Genomic DNA, 20,160 nt, shown 5'->3' on the forward strand with positions numbered 1-20,160 from the left:
CTGCTCCGATCATAAAGGCGCGCTCATCGTGCGTGAGAGTCACCTGTTTGGCTAAGGGGGTGGCAGCCCTTCCGGCATAGCGGACAAATGTTCGTGGCAGGCCAGCCATAGGCCTTGTTGTTCTTGGCCAGACGTCTGTTTTTTGAAAACAATCGTCTCGCGCTCCTGGCTGAAGTGTTGCTCCCCTTGCATGCGCAGCTCGGTGGCTACGTCATGGATGAAAATCGCCACGTCACCTTGCAGGCTGACGAAGGCGTTGCTCGAGGTGCACGACAGCACCTCGAAGCCGTCCTCGGCGCGCCAGGTGTCCCACAACGCCTGATAGGCATCGCGCGACAGCAAGGGCTGCTCGAGGGTGTAGAACACGAAGCTGGCGTCGGCGCTGAATGCACCGAAGTAGGCTTCGCGATCGTTACGGGCAAAGGCCGACACCAACTCATTGGCGGCGTTGAGTACCTGATCACGTTCGCTCATGACCGATCCTCAGCGATGGACCACGCCCGGCAGTACGCAGAGCATTTCGTACAGCAGGTTGGCGCCCAACAGCGAGGTATTACCGGTGGTGTCGTACGCAGGCGAGACTTCTACCAGGTCGCAACCGACCAGGTCGAGGCCTTGGCAGCCGCGCACGATTTCGATCGCTTGAATGGTCGTCAGACCGCCGATTTCCGGGGTGCCGGTGCCTGGTGCCCAGGCCGGGTCGATGCCGTCGATATCGAAACTCAGGTACACCGGACCGCCGCCGACTTTCTCGCGAACTTCGGCCATCAGCGGTGCCAGGGATTTGTGCCAGCATTCTTCAGCCTGAACCACACGGAAACCTTGATTGCGGCTCCAGTTGAAGTCATCAGCGGTGTAACCCTGAGCGCGCAGGCCAATTTGCACCACGCGGTCGCAATCCAGAAGGCCTTCTTCTACGGCGCGACGGAAGGTGGTGCCGTGGGCGATCTTCTCGCCGAACATGTGATCGTTCACATCGGCGTGAGCGTCGATGTGCACCAGGCCGACCTTGCCGTGCTTTTTATGGATGGCACGCAGGATCGGCAGGGTGATGGTGTGATCGCCGCCGAGGGTCAGGGGGATCACATCGTGTTCGAGGATATTGTCGTAGGCCTCTTCGATGATCCGCACGGCGTCCAGCAGGTTGAACGTGTTGATCGCCACGTCACCGATGTCGGCAACCGACAGCGAATCGAACGGCGCGGCGCCGGTGGCCATGTTGTACGGGCGGATCATCACCGATTCAGCGCGAATTTCACGCGGTCCGAAACGGGTGCCGGGGCGCAGGGAAGTGCCGATGTCCAGCGGGATGCCGATAAAGGCAGCGTCCAGGCCAGCAGCGGATGGCAAATGGGGGAGTCGCAGCATGGTGGCGATGCCGCCGAAGCGCGGCATTTCGTTGCCGCCCAGTGGTTGGTGAAGAATCTTGTCCACGGGTAAGGCCTCATCGTCGTTGTTTTAATTATGTCGGTTGCACGCTCGGGAGAGACGGGCACCGCTGTGGGCCGATTCTGCGAAATGTAGTGACCGGGAAGAATCGCTACGGGCAAATACTTAGTTCAGATTTTTCTAAACTAATGGCGAGGGCGGAGATAGACTTGCCGTCGTGCACAGAATCGCTGATGCCTGTCATTCAGAGGCTGAACACCGCAACCCATGTGGGAGCGGGCTTGCTCGCGAAGGCGTCGTGTCAGTCGAAATCAATGTTGCCTGACACACCGCTTTCGCGAACAAGCCCGCTCCCACAAGGGTTGTGTTTCAACAGAAGCACCGTGCGTATCCTTGTACCAGGAGCCCCTCATGGCCAACGCTTTACCCGACCTGAAACTATTACGCATCTTCGTCAGCGTGGTTCGCCATCAGGGGTTCGCCAACGCCCAGCAAGAGCTCAACCTCTCGACCTCGGCCATCAGCACTTACATGAGCCAGCTCGAAGCGGCCCTGGGCCTGGTGCTTTGCCATCGCGGTCGCGGTGGTTTCAGCCTGACCAGCAAGGGCGAGCTGTTCCATCAGGAAACCCTGCGTCTATTGGGCGAACTGGAAGGTTTCGAACAATACGCCGCCGCCCTCAAAGGCGAGTTGCGCGGCACCTTGAACCTGGGCGTGATCGACTCCACCGTCAGCGACAAGGCCTTGCCGTTCGCCGAAGCGATCGGTGCCTACAGTCAGGAACACCCGGCAGTGCATTTGCATCTGTCGGTCATGAGCCCCTACGAACTGCAACTCGGCGTGCAGGACAACCGCCTCGACCTGGCCATCGGTGCCTTTTCTACGCGCATGAGCGGTCTGGTCTACATGCCGCTCTATCGCGAGCAGCACTGGCTGTATTGCAGCAGCCGCCATCCGCTGTTCACCGAGCGGCGCATTCCCGAGCAAGTCATCACCCAACAGCGCATGGTCGGTCGCGGCTATTGGAGCCAGGCCGAACTGGCGCGCCACGGTTTCAAGCACAGCGCGGCAACGGTGGAAAGTATGGAGGCCCAGCTGATTCTGGTGCTGTCCGGCGCCTACATCGGTTACCTGCCGGAGCACTACGCCCAGGCTTGGGCCGACAAAGGTGATTTGCGCGTGCTGCTGCCAGCGACGTTCGGTTATCAGGCACCGTTCTCGATGATCGTGCGCCGTGGCCGCAGCCGCGAACCACTGATCCAGACCTTCCGCGACCTGCTCAAAGCGCAGCTCAATCAGGCCGCTTAAAGGAAAAAGAAGCGATGTCCAGAATCCAATGCTCACGCTGTCTACGCCCGCAAACCCATTGCCTGTGCCCGCTGATCCCGAGCCTCGACAGCCGCACTCGGGTGTTGCTACTTCAGCATCCAAGCGAAGTGAACCACGCACTGAACACTGCGCGATTGGCGGCGCTGGGGTTGAAGAATGCCGAGTTGATTGTGGGCGAGGTGTTCGAGGATTTGCCGACGCTGTTGAATCAGCCGGGTTATCAGGCACGGTTGCTGTTTCCCGGTGAGGAGGCGCAGCCGATGCAGGCCTACACCGCTCATGATGAGCCGCTGCTGCTGGTGGTCCCGGACGGCACCTGGCGCAAGGCGCGCAAAATGCTGCACCTCAATCCGTTGTTGGCCGCGTTGCCCAGAGTGACCCTGGCTGAGGGGGCGGTATCGCGTTATCGCTTGCGCAAGGCTCCGGGGCCGGGGGCGTTGTCGACGGTGGAGGCGATTGTGCAGGCGTTGCAGACCCTCGAAGCTCCGACCACTTTCGAGCAGTTGTTGAAACCGTTCGAGGCGTTGATCGAGGGGCAGATTGCGGCGATGGGGGAGGAGGTTTTTCTGCGTAATCATGGGCCGAGATAGTGATCGTTCCCACGCGGAGCGTGGGAACGATCACATCACAAACTACCGCTCCCGCATCGCCTCAGTCCGCGCTTTCAACACCGGTTTAAGCAAATAATCCAGCACCGTTTTCTCCCCGGTAATAATGTCCACCGTCGCCACCATCCCCGGAATGATCAGCAGCGGTTTCACATCCCCGCCCAAGTGATTTTTATCGGTCCTTACCTGAATCAGATAAAAACTGTTGCCCTTGTCATCGGTGATGGTGTCCGCCCCGATCAGCTCCAGCTTGGCACTCAGCCCCCCGTAAATCGTATAGTCGTAAGCGCTGAACTTGACCATGGCTTTCTGGCCCGGGTGCAGGAACGCCACGTCTTGAGGGCGGACCTTGGCTTCGATCAGCAGGTTGTCTTCCAGCGGCACGATTTCCACCATGTCGTTGCCCGGCTGGACCACGCCGCCGATGGTGTTGACCTTCAGCACTTTGATAATGCCGTGAACCGGCGACACCACGGTGGTGCGCGTCACGCGGTCATCGATGGCGATGCTTGTCGCGGTTATTTTCGACAGGTCGGTGCGTTTCTCATTCAGCTCTTTTGCCGCGTCCGAGCGGAAGGATTGCTCGGACTCATCGATCTTGCTTTTGATCTCATTGATCGCCGATTCGGCACGGGGAATCGCCAGGGTCGTGGCGTTCAGCGAGCCGCGGATTTCCACCGCGCTGCGTTTGAGTCGCAGGATTTCCACTGGCGAAACTGCTCCGGTGCCCACCAGCGGCGCAGACATGTTCATCTCTTGTTGCAGCAGTGCCAGGCTGGAACTGAACTGCCCCTGTTTGGAGCGGAATTCCGCCAGCTCCTGGGTTTTCTGCCGAAGTTGTTCGGTCAGCGTGCGCTGTTCGCTGGCCAGTCGGCGCTGACGTTGTTCGTACAGCGAGCGTTCGTCCTCGGCCACTTGCGGCGCCTTGGCGATCACTTCCGCGGACAGCTTGAACGGCCGGCCTTCCGCTTCGGCCGACAGCCGTTCGACCTGCGCAGTCAGTGCATAGCGGTCCGCTTCGCTTTCACCCTTGTTCGACAGAAATCGCGTGTCATCCAGGCGCAGCAAGGTGTCGCCCTTGTTCACCATTTGCCCTTCGCGCACGAAGATTTCCGTGACGATGCCGCCCTCCAGGTTCTGGATCATTTGAATCTTGCTCGACGGAATCGCCTTGCCTTCGCCCGTGGTGACTTCCTGCAACACGGCGAATTTTGCCCAGACCAGCGCGGTGATCAGCAGCGCTGCCGCCAGCCACACGGTGATCCGCGACCAGCGCGGCGAATCCTGCAACGAGGCGCCGGCGGTTTCCGGCATGAATTCGCTTTCGGCGCTTTTGCTGAAACTGCCGAGGTAGCTTCGGGCGGCTGAATCCGGTGTTTGAGCAGACATGGGCAATACCCGTCAGTTAAGAGAAACAAGACCGAACACAACCTGTGGCGAGGGAGCTTGTCGGATCGCCGCACCGTCCCGCTCGACGGCGAAGCCGTCGCAAAATCTGCCGATGCATTCCAGCTGACCCAACGAGGTGAATGGCTTTGGGGCTGCTTCGCAACCCAGCGGGAGCAAGCTCCCTCGCCACAGGTTTTGTATTGGCATCGAGTGGGCGCCCCTAAACCGTCGCAGAGCCGACACGGCCCTTGCGCAATGCATCGATGACAGCTTCTTTCGGGCCGTCGGCGACGATCCGCCCGTTGTCCAGCACCACCAACCGGTCCACCAGGCTGAGCATCGAGGTGCGATGAGTGACCAGCAGCAGGGTTTTGCCTTGAATCCAGCCGTGGAGTTTTTGCCGCAGGACGTCTTCGCTACTGTTGTCCATGGCGCTGGTGGGTTCGTCGAGCAGCATGATCGGCGGGTCGAGCAACAAGGCCCGCGCCAGCAACACCGCTTGCCGTTGACCGCCCGACAGCAACTGACCGCGTTCACCCACCGGCCGGTCGAAGCCTTGGGGATGTTGACGAGCCAACTCGGTGACGCCGGTCAGTTCGGCGACTTCAAGCATCCGGGCATCGCTGATGTAGCGCGCGCCGAGGGTAAGGTTGTCGCGCAGGCTGCCGGCCAGCAGCGGCAGGTCGTGGGCGACATAGCCGATCTGTTGACGCAGGTCGGCGACGTCCAGTTGCCGCAGGTCCAGGCCATCGAGCAGCAACTGGCCTTCTTCCGGCGCATAGAAACCCATCACCAGCCGCGCCAATGTGCTTTTGCCCGAGCCGCTGCGGCCGATGATGCCGATCCGTTCGCCGGGTTTCATGCTGAAGCTGACGTTGGCCAGGGCCGGAGCATTCTGGCCGTTGTAGTGAAAGGTCACGCCGCTGACATCCAGTGCGCCTTGCAATTGCGTGCGCTCCAGCGGCCGCTGTTTGGCGTCACGTTCTTGCGGCAACGACATCAGCGCATCGGTGCTTTTCATGGTCAATTGCGCTTGCTGATAACGGGTGATCAGCCCGGCGATCTGCCCCAACGGCGCGAGCACGCGACTGCCGAGCATGTAGGTCGCCACCAGCGCGCCGACGCTGAGGTTGCCGGCGATGATGCTGTAGACCCCGGCGACGATGGTCGCCATGCCAGAGAATTGCTGAATGAACAGCGTGCCGTTGGTGGCCAGCGCCGAGAGGTTGCGCGCATGGCTGTCGAGGCGGGTGAGGGCGCCATGGGTGCTTTCCCATTTGTGTTGGCGTTCGCTTTCGGCGCTGCACGCCTTGAGGGTTTCCAGGCCGCCGAGGGTTTCGATCAGCAGAGCCTGGCGTTCGGCACCGAGGCTAAGACTCTTCTGCACGGTGTCGCGCAGACGTGCCTGGATCACCATGGCAAAGATGATCGTGATGGGGAAGGCCAACAGCGGAATCACCACCAGCCAGCCGCCGAGCAGGCCGATCACCACCAGCATCAACACCGCGAAGGGCAGGTCGATCAGGCTGGTCAGCGTGACGGCGGTGAGAAATTCCCGCAGGCCCTGAAAGTCATGAATGCTCTGGGCGAAACCACCGATGGTCGCTGGCCGCGCTTTCATCGCCATGCCGGTGATGCGTTCAAACAAGGTCGCCGAAAGAATCACGTCGGTTTTCTTCCCGGCGGTGTCCAGCAAGTGCGCGCGAACCACCCGCAGCACCAGTTCGAAACCGGTGCCGATCAGCAGGCCGATCGACAGCACCCACAACGTTGAAGTGGCCTGGTTCGGCACCACCCGGTCGTAGGTCTGCATCACGAACAGCGGCACCATCAGGCCCAGCAGGTTGATCAGAAAGCTCGCCAGAATCGCGTCGCTGTACAGCCATTTCGACAACTTCAGCGTGTCGCGAAACCACGCTTCGACTCGCGGCACCAGCGGCGCGCGCAAGTCTTCGAGTTCATGCCGCGGCCGGGCGAACAAAGCCTGGCCGCTGTAGTTGGCGGCCAGCTCGTCCGTGCTGACCCATTGTTCTCCGCCGTCGGCTTCGCTCGGCAGAATCAGCGCCTGACCGTCATCGCCCAAGCGACGCAAGACCGCGCAGCGGCCATGGTTGAGGATCAGCATCACAGGCAGGTTGAGCGCGGAAATTTCTCCCAGCTCACGGCGCAACACACGCGCCTGCAAACTGGCCCGGGCCGCTGCGCGCGGCAGCAGGTCCAGGCTCAAGCGTTGGTGTGCCATTGGCAGCCCAGCACTCAGGCTGGCGCGACTGACCGTCGCGCCATGAAGTTTGCAGAGGATCAACAGACCGTCCAGAAGCGGGTCATCGAAGCTCAGACGCGGATCGACGCCAGTGTTGCCTGTTTCCATGCTGGTCATATTGATTGCCTGTGGCGAGGGAGCTTGCTCCCGCTTGAGTGCGCAGCACTCACACTGTCTTCATCTTCAAACGGTGTTCGGGGTTGCTGCGCAACCCAGCGGGAGCAAGCTCCCTCGCCACAATTGGTCACGTCGGGGACTTCATTTCAGTTCAGGCAAGCGAGCTTCGTTTTTCACTTCGGTGGAGGCGATCGCATCAGCGGGCAGCACCACCCGTTGTTTGCTCAGCAACTGACCCATGTTCGCCAGCACGCGGTACATCGAAAATTCCTCGGTGTAGCGCACTTCGGTGTAGCGGCGGTTGGCGTTGTAGAGTTCGTTTTCACTGTCGAGCAAGTCGAGCAGGGTCCGTTGACCAAGGCCGAACTGATCCTGATACGCGGCCCGCACGCGGGTGGTGGTTTCGGCATATTCACGGGCGGTCGGGGTTTGTTTCTTGGCGTTGAGCATGGCGTTCCAGGCCAGGTGAATGTTCTCGTTGAGCTGGCGCAGGGCGTTGTTGCGGATGTCCAGCGCCTGGTTGATCTGGTGCGCATTGGAGGCCAGCCGGGCCTTGTCGCTGCCACCGCGGAACAGGTTGTAGTTCATCACCACACCCACTCGCCATTCGTTGTCGTGGCCTTCGTCGCCCTGAATATTGTTATTCGCGCCCACCGCTGCTTCAGCATCGAAGCGAGGGTAGAACGGCGACTTGGCGACTTCATACTGGCTCTCGGCCGATTGCACATCGGCCTGGGCGGATTTCAGGTACGGGTTGTTTTCCACCATGCTCTGCTGGGCTTCCGGCAGGCTGGCGGGCAATTCGCCGCGGGTCGATGGCGGCGCTTCGAGTTCATCGGGCATGCGCCCCACAACGCTGTAGAAATTCGTCTCGGCATCGGCCAGATCGACTTCGGCGGTGTCGAGGTTGTTTTGCGCCAGTGCCCGGCGAGCGGTGGACTGGTCGGAGTCAGCGTTGCTGCCAACCCCACGCTGGGTGCGCAGGCCGATCTGATCGTTGACCCGCATGTGCGCTTGCAGGTTGTTCTTGGCCAAGGTCACCAGTTCGCGGCGCTTGAGCACTTCGAGGTACACCTCGACGGTGCGCAGGGCCAGATCCTGGGCGGTGCCCTGAGCGTAATAGGCTCGCGAGTTGGCCACGCCTTTGGTGCGCGCGACCTCGTTGGAGGTGTTGAAACCGTCGAACAGCATCTGCCGCAGGCGCAGTTCCGATTGGGTGTAGGTGAGGATTTCGGTGTGGTGATTGCCCTGTGCCCGCGTGGTGGTGTTATCGCTGTAGCCGCGCCCGTAGCCGGCGTTCAAATCCACCGATGGATAAAAGCCCCCTTTGGCGACTTTAATCTGCTCGTCGGCCGAGAGCCGGGCGTCGACCCGCGACGCCAGTTCCGGGTGGGTCGCAATGGTGCTCTGGATCGCCTCGGTCAATGACATCGCCTGAGCTTGAGAAGTGCAGGCCATGGCCAGCAAAATCGCGCTGCAGAGGGGGGTTAAAACGCGCATGGATGCCTCTCCCTGATTCCTGATGGTGTTTAGCAGAGTCGCCAAATATTTGACGTTATTTTAAAGTGAACCCGTTTCATGCTTGTTACAACAGAGCTAAGAACATCCTGAGGCGTAGCTAAGAAAAATTTTTCATAAGAGCTATGCCAAAAAAAACTTATGCGCTCCGAAAAATCCAGCACATTGTTCAATGCGAAAGCCTTGTTTTTATGAGCTCTCAGGGGCATCGAAAGGCTTTGGAAAAGTTACATTCACTTTTCGACACAGGGCGAAGAAGTGCTGGAGGGGAGGGAAGCGAGACGGTTTAGAGACGACATTTTTTTGTCGCTCTGGTGATTCAGAACCGTTACGCATTGTTCGCAGGCCGGTTATTTTGGAAGTGGACCCCGATGCCGTTGATTGCAGAGGGTTTTATCCCGATCCAGAAATTACCCTCGCGAGCGACACGCCTGGCGAGAGAGTCGGGAGGCGGCGGTTTACGTCAGGTAAACGCTTTCTCGGCAAACGATCCGCCAGGCCAACCTGCTTGAACCATGAGCACGTTCTTCGCGCAAACAGGATGCCGACAGCAGTTGGCAGCGGAGGAAATGCACATGGCAACGCTCATCGGTATCGTCAGTAAGGTCATCGGTCAGGTGTACGCAGTGGCGGGTGATGGCACGCGACGCACCCTGGTCGAGGGCGATCGGCTGTTTGCCGGCGAGCAGCTGGTCACCGGGGCCGAAGGCGCGGTGGCGGTGCAGTTGAAAAATGGCCAGGAGTTGACCCTGGGGCGTGACAGCAGTATGCCGATGACGGCGCAGTTATTGGCTCATCAGGCCCCGCATGCGCAGGCCGCCGAGGTGGTGGCGCCCAGCCAGGCGCAACTGACCGATGTCGAGCAACTGCAAAAAGCCATTGCCGCCGGCGCCGACCCGACCCAGACCGGTGAGGCCACCGCCGCCGGGCCAGGCGCCACGGGCGCGCCGGGTGGATTGGGTGGCGGTCATAGTTTTGTGTTGCTGGAGGAAGTGGGGGGCCGGGTTGATCCCACGATTGGTTTCTCCACCGCGGGCTTCAACGGTATTCCCGAATTCCCCCTGGAACGCCGGGACCCGGACAACGGCGACAACGGTGCAGGAGGTGCAGGAGGTACAGGCGCGCTGAATAACCCGGTCACCCTCATTGGCCTGTCGGTGGCGGGGGGCGAGCTGACCCTCAATGAAGCCCACCTGGCGGACGGTTCGGCCAGCAACCCCGGAGCGCTGATTCAAAACGGCACCTTCACAGTCATTGCGGCAGACGGGCTGACCAGCCTGAGCATCGGCGGGATCAACGTGATCAGTGGCGGTGTGCCCGCCGGTTTTCCGCAGTCGATCACCACTCAACTGGGCAACACCCTGACGATCACCGGCTACAACCCGGCCACTGGCGTGGTGAGTTATAGCTACACCCTGGTCGGCAACGAAACCCACTCGGCTGGTGACGGTGCCAACAATCTCAGTGAACAGTTCACCGTGGTCGCGAGTGACAGCAACGGCGATACCGCCACCGGTTCGCTGGACGTCAACATCACCGACGATGTGCCCAAAGCCATCGACGACACCAATGCCAATAGCGCCTCGGAAACCCTGCTGACCCTGACCGGCAGCGTGCTGCCCAATGACCTTCAGGGCGCCGACCGCATTGCCACCGGCCCTGACAGCGGGCCGATTATCGGCGGCACATTCAACGGGACTTACGGCACCTTGGTGCTCAACGCCAATGGCACGTACACCTACACCCTGAACACCAGCGATGCGGACTTCAAAGCCCTGAACGGTGGTGGCAACGCTACCGAGAGTTTCGTCTACACCCTCACCGATTCCGATGGCGATACCAGCACTGCGACGCTGGTGCTGAACATCCATAACAACGATGACCCGGTGACCCTCGATGGGCTGAACGTCAACGGCGGCGAACTCACCGTTTATGAGAAAAACCTCAGCGACGGTACCAGCCCCAACACACCGGCCTTGACCCAGAGCGGCACCTTCACCGTCACCGCCCTCGACGGTTTGCAAACCCTGACCGTGGGCGGCATCGCGGTAGTTACTGGTGGCGTGGCCGCCGGCTTCCCGCAATCGATTGTCACTGCACTCGGCAATACGCTGACCATCACCGGTTTCAACGGCACGACTGGCGTGGTCAGCTACAGCTACACCCTGGTGGATAACGAAACCCACCCGAACGCCAACGGCACCAACAGCATCACCGAGAACCTCAACGTCGTCGCCGCCGACGTCGATGGCAGCACGGCATTGGGTCAGATCAACGTCAACATCGTCGATGACTTGCCCACCGCCAATCCTGATCTCGCCACGATCGCCGAGGGCGCAACGGCCTCGGGCAACGTGCTGAATAATGACGTCGGTGGCGCCGACGGCCCGGCACTCAGTGGTGCGGTGGTCGGCGTGCGTGCCGGCAGCGACACCTCGACCTCGGCCATCGGTGGCTTGAACACTCAAATCAACGGCACCTATGGCTACCTGACTCTGGATGCCAGCGGCAACGCCGTGTACCACAGCAATCCGAACTCGGTCAGTGCGCCCGGCGCCACGGATGTGTTCACCTACACCGTGCGCGATGCCGACGGCGATGAAAGCACCACGACCATCACCATTAACGTGGCCGATTGCACCCTCGTGGCGGCCAGCGATAGCGACGTGACGGTTAACGAAAAATCCCTGGATTTGACCAAGGATGGCCAGGACCTGGTGGCGGGCACGACCACCGGCAGCGAGCCAGGCAGCACCGGCGAAACTGCTTCCGGCACGTTGGTCGGCTCCGTCACCGGCGCCACTGGCGCGATCACCTACACCCTGGTCGGCAGCGCCACCGGGACTTATGGGCAAATCCTGCTCAACCCCGACGGTAGCTACACCTACACCCTGACCTCCGCACCAACGACCACACCCAACGCCAACGACGGGCCGAATACCCTGAGTGAAAGCTTCACCTACCAAGCCACCGATCCTCTCGGAAACAGCGTCACCAGTACCATCGTGATCAGCATCGTCGATGACGTACCCACCGCTCACGCCGATGCGGTCTCGGTGGTAGAGGGTGGAACGGTCAGCGGGAATGTGCTGGGCAATGATGTGTTCGGTGCTGACGGCCCTGCATCGAGTGGTGCAGTGGTCGGCGTGCGCGCCGGCAGCGACACCTCCACCTCGGCCATCGGCGGTCTGAACACTCAAATCGACGGCACCTATGGCTATCTGACCCTGGATGCCAATGGCAACGCCGTGTACCACAGCAACCCGAACTCGGTCAGCGCGCCGGGCGCCACGGATGTGTTCACCTACACCGTGCGCGATGGTGATGGCGATGAAAGCACCACGACCCTCACCATTGATGTGTCCAACTGCTCCCTCGTAGTGGCCCCCGATACCGACGTGACGGTTCACGAAAAAGCCCTGGATTTGACCCTGGATGGTCAGGACCTGGCAGCAGGCACGGTTACCGGCAGTGAGCCTGACAATACCGGCGAAACCGCCAGCGGCACCTTGGTTGGCTCCATCACCGGCGCCACTGGCGCGATCAATTACACGTTGGTCGGTAGCACCACTGGGAGCTATGGGAAAATCCTGCTCAACCCGGATGGCAGCTACACCTACACGCTGACGTCCGCACCAGCGACCACGCCCCATGCCAACGATGGGCCGAATACCCTGAACGATAGTTTCACCTATCAAGCCACCGATGCGCTGGGCAACAGCGTCACCAGCACCATCGTGATCACCATCGTTGATGACGTGCCGACGGCTCACTGCGATTCAGTCTCGGTGGTAGAGGGCGGTACGGTCAGCGGGAATGTGCTGCACAACGATGTGTTCGGTGCTGACGGCCCGGCATTGGGAGGTGCAGTGGTCGGCGTGCGCGCCGGCAGCGACACTTCGACCTCGGCCATGGGCGGTTTGAACACGCAAATCAACGGCACCTACGGCTACCTGATTCTGGATGCCAACGGCAACGCCGTGTACCACAGCAATCCGAACTCGGTCGGCGAGCCGGGCGCCATGGATGTGTTCACCTACACCGTGCGCGATGCTGATGGCGATGAAAGCACCACGACCCTGACCATCGACGTGTCCAACAACTGCCTCGTAACAGTCACCGATACCGACGTGACCGTCTACGAAAAAGCCCTGGACTTAACCAAGGACGGCCTGGATCTGGCGGCGGGCAACGTCACTGGCAGCGAGTCTGGCAACACCGGTGAAACCGGCTCCGGTACGCTGGTCGGTGCGGTCACCGGCGCCAGCGGCGCGATCACTTACACCCTGGTCGGCAGCGCCACCGGAACCTACGGGCAGATCCTGCTCAACCCCGACGGTAGCTACACCTACACCCTGACCTCGGCGCCGAAAACTTCGCCCAACGCCAACGACGGCGCGAACACCCTGAACGAAAGCTTCACCTACACCGCCACCGATTCGGTGGGCAACAGCACCACCGGCACCCTTGTAGTCAACATCGTCGATGACGTGCCGCCTGACGCCGTCGCCTCGGGCCGTTCGGTGCCCGCGGTGCAGATCGACTCCAACCTGCTGCTGGTGATCGACGTGTCCGGGAGCATGGACGACCCCTCCGGCGTGTCGGGGCTGTCGCGACTGGAACTGGCCAAGCAGGCGATCAGCGCCTTGCTCGACAAATATGATGACCTCGGCGATGTGAAAGTGAAGATCGTCACCTTCAGCAGCAGCGCTACGGACCAAAGCTCGGTGTGGGTCGACGTGGCAACCGCCAAGTTGCTCATCGCTACACTGACGGCGGGCGGCGGGACCAATTACGACGCAGCCGTGGCGACCATGCAAAGTGCGTTCGACACCACGGGCAAACTCATCGGGGCGCAGAACGTCGGCTACTTCTTCTCCGATGGCAAACCCAACGAAGGCGACATCGGCACCGCGGACGAGATCGCCCTCAAAGCCTTCCTCGACGCCAATGGCATCAAGAACTACGCCATCGGCCTCGGTAGCGGTGTCAGTAACGACAGCCTCGATCCAGTGGCTTATGACGGCAGTACGCACACCGACACCAATGCCGTGGCGGTGACCGACCTCAATCAACTCAACTCGGTACTCTCGGGCACCGTGCAAGGCGCGCCGGTCACCGGCTTGCTGCTGGGCGAGGGCGAGGGCGGTACGTTCGGCGCCGATGGCGGCTTCATCAAAACCATCACCGTCGATGGCACCACCTATACCTATGATCCAAAAGCCAACAACAATCAGGGTTCGCTGAACTTCAGCGGCGGCGCCAACCACGGCACGTTCAACACCGCCAACAACACCTTGAGCATCGCCACCGACAACAGCGGCACGCTGCTGGTGAACCTCGACACCGGCGAGTACACCTACACCTCGCAGACAACCACAGCCGTGGCGATCAGCGAAAACATCGGCTTCACCGCCAGCGACAACGACGGCGATCTGGCCAGCTCAACGCTGGTGATCAACGTGATTCCGAACACGCCACCGGGGGCGGTCGATGACCACGTGATCACCAACGTGCTGTCGGGCAGCATTGTGCTGCCGGGCGAATTGCTGCTGGCCAATGACACCGACGTCAATGGCGATGCGCTCACGGCATCGCCGACCACCTTCAACACCGGATGGGGGGGCAAGGGCGCAGACTTCATCGGTACCCACTCGAGCTTCAGCTTCACTGGTAATAACGTCCAGGCAGTCACCATTGCCCGTAGCGCATTTGTCGCCAACACCGCGGCCATGACGGCGGTGCTGGTGGTCAGTGGGGCGCTGGGCTCGGTCAGTAACAACAACACCAATGACGAGGATCTCATCACCGTCAACCTCAAACAGGGGGAAACCCTCAACCTGGACCACAACCTGGCGGCCGGCCGCATCACCCTGGAGTACTCGGTCAACGGCGGGGCTTTCACTGCCATCGCCGACGGCCAGACCATCACCGCCACGGCGGACGGCACGTACCGGATCCACATCATCAACATCGATGACGGTGGTCCGGGCAACAGCGGGAAGGGGGCGGAAAACTACCAGCTGACCATGACCGTCAACTACGCCGGCGCTCAGGACAGCACTTCGGACTTCCACGGCAGCTACACCGCCAACGACAACCACGGCGGCAGCGACTCGGCCAATGTGACCATCAGCTATCAGAACGGCCATACGCTGACCGGCACTTCGGGCGACGATGTACTGGTGGCGGGCGCTGGCAACAACGTCATCAATGCCGGCGACGGCAATGATGTGCTCACCGCAGGTTCCGGCAACAACGAGATGCACGGTGGCGCCGGCAATGACTTGCTGTTCAGCGGCGTCGGCACCGACTTGCTCGATGGCGGCACCGGCAACGACACCGCGAACTACGCCCACGCCACCGCCGGGGTCACCGCCGACCTGGGCCTGCTTACCGCGCAAAACACCCTTGGCGCGGGCACTGACACCCTGACGGGCATCGAAAACCTCACCGGCTCAAACTTCAACGACAGCCTCATGGGTGACAACAACAGCAACATCATCAACGGCGGTTTGGGGAACGATGTGCTCAACGGCGGGGGCGGCGACGACTTCCTCATCGGTGGCCTGGGCAACAACACTCTCACTGGTGGCGGCGGCGCTGACACCTTCCAGTGGCTCAAAGGCAACAGCGGCCACGACGTCATCACCGACTTCACCCCAGGCACCGACAAACTCGACCTGTCGCAACTGCTACAAGGCGAAAACGGCACGGCGGCGTCACTGGATGACTACCTGCACTTCACCGTCAGCGGCAGTGGCGCCTCGGTGATTACCAGCATCGACGTCAGCGCCATGGCCGGTGCCACGCCGAACCAGACCATCGACCTGGCGGGTGTGAATCTGGCCAGCCACTACGGCGTCACCCCCGGAGCGGGTGGCGTGATTGCCGGCGGTCACGATACGGCGACGATCATCAACGGCATGCTCAATGATCATTCGTTGAAGGTGGATACCGTGTGAGTTGAAACGACAAAACCCGCCCTCCCGGTGACAGGGGATGGCGGGTTTTTTGTTGTCTGGATAATCGCTATCGCGAGCAGGCTCGCACACAGTTGACCGCATTCCCCCTGTGGGAGCTCCTCTGATAAACCGCGATCCCTGTGGCGAGGGAGCTTGCTCCCGCTGGGCTGCGAAGCGGCCCAAAACCCGGCAATCACGGTTTTTCAGACACACCGCAAACTCAGGTTTTACGACTGCTGCGCAGCCGAGCGGGAGCAAGCTCCCTCGCCACAATAAGTGCTCTCACCACAGATTTTCGTCAGCCTTGTGGATCGAGATTATCCAGCACCCGATTCACCGCCAACTCCCCCAGCATGACCACCGATTGAATCCCCAACATCATGTTGCGATGGGGCATGTCCATCAACCCGGCGAACTCACTGAGCATCACGCTCGCCGATGCCAGAGATTCGCAGGCGTTGACCAGCAGGGTTTCGTTATCGACCTTGGCGCCGACGTGGTAAATGGTGCTGGGTTTGCGCTGGGTGTCTTTGGGGGTGGGTGGTTTGAGGTAGTGATCGAGGGCGCGGTCGGCCGCTTCGTGGAGTTTTTTCGAATCGAGGGATTCGTAGGGGGAAGTTGGATTGGTTACAGGGGGATTGGGTGTGGCTTTGAACATAGTGATACTCCTTGATTAGTGGAGCCGCCACGATTCGCTGCGAAACGAAGGGAGGTGGCAGCTGTACGCAGGTTCGCAGACCGGGAATCAAGGAACCCGGCAGACCCGAAGATCTCCCGCGCACAGCCGCCATAACGCAATGCAGTAGACAAAAAAAAGCGCCAACTGAAAGGAAACGGTGGCGCTATGCGCCTTGATTGACCCAGGCTGCGAAACCCGACCACTGATAGGCAGTGGCAGGGAAACGATAGAGGCAAGGCTCAAGGCGCACAAGCCGGCGGATTCTGGCGCAGTCGTAGGCAGCGACGCAAGGTTGTGTAGCCTGAGTGAGTGTCTGGAAAGGTTTTTTAAACATTGATGTTTAATGTTCTTCGCGGGCAAGCGCCGCTGGCGTGGATACTGAACCGGGCCAGGTAGTCGATCATCAGTTCACGGATCGGGACGTCATCGTCTACGATCAGGGCGCGAATGCTCCAGCGTTTATCGTCGGTCGGCGCTTTTTGATCGTCGTTCAGAGGTGCTGGGGAGTTGTGCATGCGTGCGTTCATCTGCCAGATAGGCTGCCAACCACAAAGATAGGCTGCGAGGTTGTGGCTTCAGCATAGGCGTCCGGCCGTGAGGCGGGAAGTGCTGTAGGACCTGTTGCGGCTGCCGAGGGTAGCGTTGAAGGGTGTTGTGGGCGTGTCGTGTGTGTACCGAACTCGACACAATTGCCGCAGCAGCTAGTCTTGTCTGAGCCGCGACGACGAATTACCGATCATCGGGTCCCGCAGCGGCGCTGGTTCCGCTACAATGCGCGCCGATTTCGACTTGCCTGAGAGCCCACTCATGTCCGCTTGCCAGACGCCTATCATCGTCGCCCTGGATTTCCCCTCCCGTGACGCCGCACTGAAGCTGGCCGATCAACTGGACCCGAAGCTGTGCCGGGTCAAAGTCGGTAAAGAACTGTTCACCAGTTGCGCTTCGGAAATCGTCGGCACCCTGCGCGACAAGGGTTTCGAAGTGTTCCTGGACCTCAAGTTCCACGACATCCCGAACACCACCGCCATGGCCGTCAAGGCCGCTGCGGAAATGGGTGTGTGGATGGTCAACGTGCACTGCTCCGGTGGTTTGCGCATGATGGCCGCCTGCCGTGAAGTGCTCGATCAGCGCAGCGGCCCGAAACCGCTGTTGATCGGCGTGACCGTGCTGACCAGCATGGAGCGTGAGGATCTGGCGGGTATCGGTCTGGACATCGAGCCACAAGAGCAGGTGCTGCGCCTGGCCGCGCTGGCGGAAAAAGCCGGGATGGACGGTCTGGTCTGCTCGGCCCTGGAAGCCCAGGCCTTGAAAGCCGCTCACCCGTCGCTGCAACTGGTGACCCCGGGGATTCGTCCGGCGGGCAGCGCCCAGGACGATCAACGCCGCATCCTGACCCCCCGTCAGGCGTTGGATGCCGGTTCCGACTATCTGGTGATCGGCCGTCCGATCAGCCAGGCGGCGGATCCGGCGAAGGCGTTGGCTGCGGTCGTTGCCGAACTCGCTTAACCAAACGCTGAAGATCCAAATGTGGGAGCGGGCTTGCTCGCGAAGAGGGAGTGTCAGTCGACATCGATGTTGACTGACACTCCCTCTTCGCGAGCAAGCCCGCTCCCACATTTGTTTGTGGTCGTTTCAGATATAGGGTTTAAACCTTCAACACCAACTTCCCGAAATTCTCGCCGCTGAACAACTTCATCAGCGTCTCCGGGAATGTTTCCAGTCCTTCGACAATATCTTCCTTGCTCTTGAGCTGCCCCTTGGCCATCCAGCCGGCCATTTCCTGCCCGGCAGCGCCGAACTGTGCAGCGTAATCCATCACCACAAAGCCTTCCATCCGTGCTCGGTTGACCAGCAACGACAGGTAGTTGGCCGGGCCTTTGACCGCTTCCTTGTTGTTGTACTGGCTGATGGCGCCGCATATCACCACCCGCGCCTTCATGTTCAAGCGGCTCAGCACAGCGTCGAGAATATCGCCGCCGACGTTATCGAAATACACATCGACGCCTTTCGGGCATTCGCGCTTGAGGCCGGCCTGCACGTCTTCGTTTTTGTAGTCGATGGCACCGTCAAAACCCAGCTCGTCGATCAGGAATTTGCATTTGTCCGCGCCGCCGGCAATGCCGATCACCCGGCAACCTTTGATCTTGGCAATCTGCCCGGCAATGCTGCCCACCGCGCCAGCCGCGCCCGACAGCACCACGGTGTCGCCGGCTTTCGGCGCGCCGACATCGAGCAGGGCGAAGTAGGCGGTCATCCCGGTCATGCCCAGCGCGGATAAATAGCGCGGCAGCGGTGCCAGTTTCGGATCGACCTTGTAGAAACCTCGTGGCTCGCCGAGGAAGTAATCCTGCACGCCGAGGGCGCCGTTGACGTAGTCCCCCACGGAGAAACCCGGATTGTTCGAAGCAATGACTTTGCCTACGCCCAATGCACGCATGACTTCGCCAATGCCGACCGGAGGGATGTAGGACTTGCCCTCGTTCATCCAGCCACGCATGGCCGGGTCCAGGGACAGGTATTCGTTTTTGACCAGGATCTGACCCGCCGCCGGCTCGCCGACCGGTACTTCTTGATAGGTGAAAGTCTCGCGGCTAGCCGCACCCACGGGACGTTTGGCGAGCAGGAACTGGCGATTGGTCTGGGTAGTCATGACAGGCACTCAAGATGAATGAAGTCTTGTTGATAGACCTTCATGGACGATGTCGCAAGGTTGGCTGACACTGCGAATGCACATCGATCCAGTGCAGTGATAGTCAGGGCGCCCGTTCTATCACTGCAACTCATGGGCGCCCAACCGGCCCTCTGATAGTGCTGCCGTGCCATACGCCCCTGTGACTAGACTGGGCACACGCGATCCCCCGCATTCTTCCCTCCGAGGACATAACAATGAGCATGACGTTTTCCGGCCAGGTCGCCGTTGTGACAGGCGCGGCCAATGGTATTGGCCGCGCAACCGCTTTGGCGTTCGCCGCTGAAGGTTTGAAAGTGGTGGTTGCCGATCTGGATGCGGCCGGCGGTGAAGGCACGGTGGCGCTGATTCGCACCGCCGGCGGTGAAGCGACCTTCGTGCGTTGCAACGTCACTGTGGAAAGCGATGTAAAAAATCTGATGGACGAGGTCGTGAATACCTACGGCCGTCTCGACTATGCCTTCAACAACGCCGGTATCGAAATCGAGAAAGGCAAACTGGCCGAAGGCACGGTCGATGAGTTCGACGCGATCATGGGCGTCAACGTCAAAGGCGTCTGGTTGTGCATGAAGTATCAGTTGCCGTTGCTGCTGGCCCAGGGCGGCGGCGCGATCGTCAACACTGCATCGGTCGCCGGCTTGGGGGCTGCGCCGAAGATGAGCATTTACGCTGCCTCAAAGCACGCGGTGATCGGCCTGACCAAATCGGCGGCCATCGAATACGCCAAGAAAAAGATTCGTGTAAACGCAGTGTGCCCGGCGGTGATCGACACCGACATGTTCCGTCGAGCCTATGAAGCGGACCCGAAGAAGGGCGAGTTCGCCAATGCCATGCACCCGGTCGGGCGTATTGGCAAAGTCGAAGAAATTGCCAGCGCGGTGCTGTACCTGTGCAGTGACGGCGCGGCGTTCACCACCGGTCATTCGCTGGCGGTGGATGGTGGCGTCACGGCGTTTTAACGCTGCAGGCTGCGATGGTGCGGAACCTGTGGGAGCGGGCTTGCTCGCGAAAGCGGTGTGTCAGGCGACATCAATGTTGACTGTGCTGCCGTCTTCGCGAGCAAGCCCGCTCCCACATTTGTTTATCGATCGGCGCCGGTTCCGTGAAGACACCGGACAATGTGTTTCAAATGGTTAGAATCGAGGGTTTTGGCGGCTTTGTCGCACATCCCCTCGAGCACTCCTGTGATTAACTGTTTCCCGCAAAACAGACAG

General features: G+C 60.6%; 12 protein-coding genes and 1 pseudogene. 5 read left to right on the forward strand and 8 right to left on the reverse strand.

Features of this window, described 5'->3' with window-relative positions:
- Positions 1 to 51: 51 nt before the first annotated feature.
- Together IC37_RS05720 and speB are read right to left on the reverse strand one after the other, a co-directional pair.
- The gene (locus IC37_RS05720; RefSeq protein WP_030131904.1) at positions 52 to 474 is read right to left on the reverse strand and encodes a nuclear transport factor 2 family protein; all 423 of its coding nucleotides are present in this window, start codon (positions 472 to 474) and stop codon (positions 52 to 54) included.
- Positions 475 to 483: 9 nt separating this feature from the next.
- Positions 484 to 1,434 carry an agmatinase gene (gene speB / locus IC37_RS05725; protein WP_030131905.1) on the reverse strand — a complete coding sequence of 317 codons (951 nt, stop codon included), beginning with the start codon at positions 1,432 to 1,434 and terminating at the stop codon, positions 484 to 486.
- A gap of 366 nt (positions 1,435 to 1,800) precedes the next feature.
- Here speB and IC37_RS05730 point away from each other — a divergent pair, with 366 nt between their 5' ends.
- Positions 1,801 to 2,697: a LysR family transcriptional regulator gene (locus IC37_RS05730; protein WP_008153227.1), complete on the forward strand. Its 897-nt coding sequence runs from the start codon at positions 1,801 to 1,803 to the stop codon at positions 2,695 to 2,697.
- Between the two features lie 14 nt (positions 2,698 to 2,711).
- Positions 2,712 to 3,308: a tRNA-uridine aminocarboxypropyltransferase gene (locus tag IC37_RS05735; protein WP_030131906.1), complete on the forward strand. Its 597-nt coding sequence runs from the start codon at positions 2,712 to 2,714 to the stop codon at positions 3,306 to 3,308.
- 42 nt (positions 3,309 to 3,350) lie between these two features.
- On the opposite strand, the gene IC37_RS05740 is transcribed toward IC37_RS05735, so the two are convergent.
- The 3 genes from IC37_RS05740 to IC37_RS05750 all read right to left on the reverse strand — a co-directional run bounded on the left by IC37_RS05740 (position 3,351) and on the right by IC37_RS05750 (position 8,595).
- Positions 3,351 to 4,715, reverse strand: a complete 1,365-nt coding sequence (locus IC37_RS05740; RefSeq protein ID WP_030131907.1) for an HlyD family type I secretion periplasmic adaptor subunit — start codon at positions 4,713 to 4,715, stop codon at positions 3,351 to 3,353.
- A gap of 220 nt (positions 4,716 to 4,935) precedes the next feature.
- Entirely contained in the window at positions 4,936 to 7,095 is a 2,160-nt protein-coding gene (locus IC37_RS05745) for a type I secretion system permease/ATPase (RefSeq protein ID WP_030131908.1), read from the reverse strand.
- A 141-nt stretch (positions 7,096 to 7,236) separates the two neighbouring features.
- Complete coding sequence (locus IC37_RS05750; protein ID WP_030131909.1) at positions 7,237 to 8,595, reverse strand: TolC family outer membrane protein; 1,359 nt, start codon at positions 8,593 to 8,595, stop codon at positions 7,237 to 7,239.
- A 593-nt stretch (positions 8,596 to 9,188) separates the two neighbouring features.
- Between IC37_RS05750 and IC37_RS05755 the strand changes: the two genes are divergently transcribed.
- Positions 9,189 to 15,578 carry a retention module-containing protein gene (locus IC37_RS05755; RefSeq protein ID WP_030131910.1) on the forward strand — a complete coding sequence of 2,130 codons (6,390 nt, stop codon included), beginning with the start codon at positions 9,189 to 9,191 and terminating at the stop codon, positions 15,576 to 15,578.
- 298 nt (positions 15,579 to 15,876) lie between these two features.
- On the opposite strand, the gene IC37_RS05760 is transcribed toward IC37_RS05755, so the two are convergent.
- The gene (locus tag IC37_RS05760; protein WP_030131911.1) at positions 15,877 to 16,236 is read right to left on the reverse strand and encodes a DUF6124 family protein; all 360 of its coding nucleotides are present in this window, start codon (positions 16,234 to 16,236) and stop codon (positions 15,877 to 15,879) included.
- A gap of 383 nt (positions 16,237 to 16,619) precedes the next feature.
- Positions 16,620 to 16,772: pseudogene (locus IC37_RS05765) on the reverse strand (DNA-binding response regulator); the annotation flags it as partial.
- 292 nt (positions 16,773 to 17,064) lie between these two features.
- On the opposite strand from IC37_RS05765, the gene pyrF reads away from it, so the two are divergent.
- A complete protein-coding gene (gene pyrF, locus IC37_RS05770) occupies positions 17,065 to 17,763 on the forward strand; it encodes an orotidine-5'-phosphate decarboxylase (RefSeq protein WP_177409381.1) in 699 nt (232 codons plus the stop codon).
- Positions 17,764 to 17,902: 139 nt separating this feature from the next.
- Here the strand turns inward: pyrF and IC37_RS05775 are convergent, their stop codons facing one another.
- Positions 17,903 to 18,907, reverse strand: a complete 1,005-nt coding sequence (locus IC37_RS05775) for an NADP-dependent oxidoreductase (RefSeq protein ID WP_030131914.1) — start codon at positions 18,905 to 18,907, stop codon at positions 17,903 to 17,905.
- 236 nt (positions 18,908 to 19,143) lie between these two features.
- Between IC37_RS05775 and IC37_RS05780 the strand changes: the two genes are divergently transcribed.
- The gene (locus IC37_RS05780) at positions 19,144 to 19,905 is read left to right on the forward strand and encodes an SDR family oxidoreductase (protein WP_030131915.1); all 762 of its coding nucleotides are present in this window, start codon (positions 19,144 to 19,146) and stop codon (positions 19,903 to 19,905) included.
- Positions 19,906 to 20,160 lie beyond the last annotated feature (255 nt).

The organism is Pseudomonas sp. QTF5 (genome assembly GCF_000512695.2).
Classification (GTDB): domain Bacteria; phylum Pseudomonadota; class Gammaproteobacteria; order Pseudomonadales; family Pseudomonadaceae; genus Aquipseudomonas.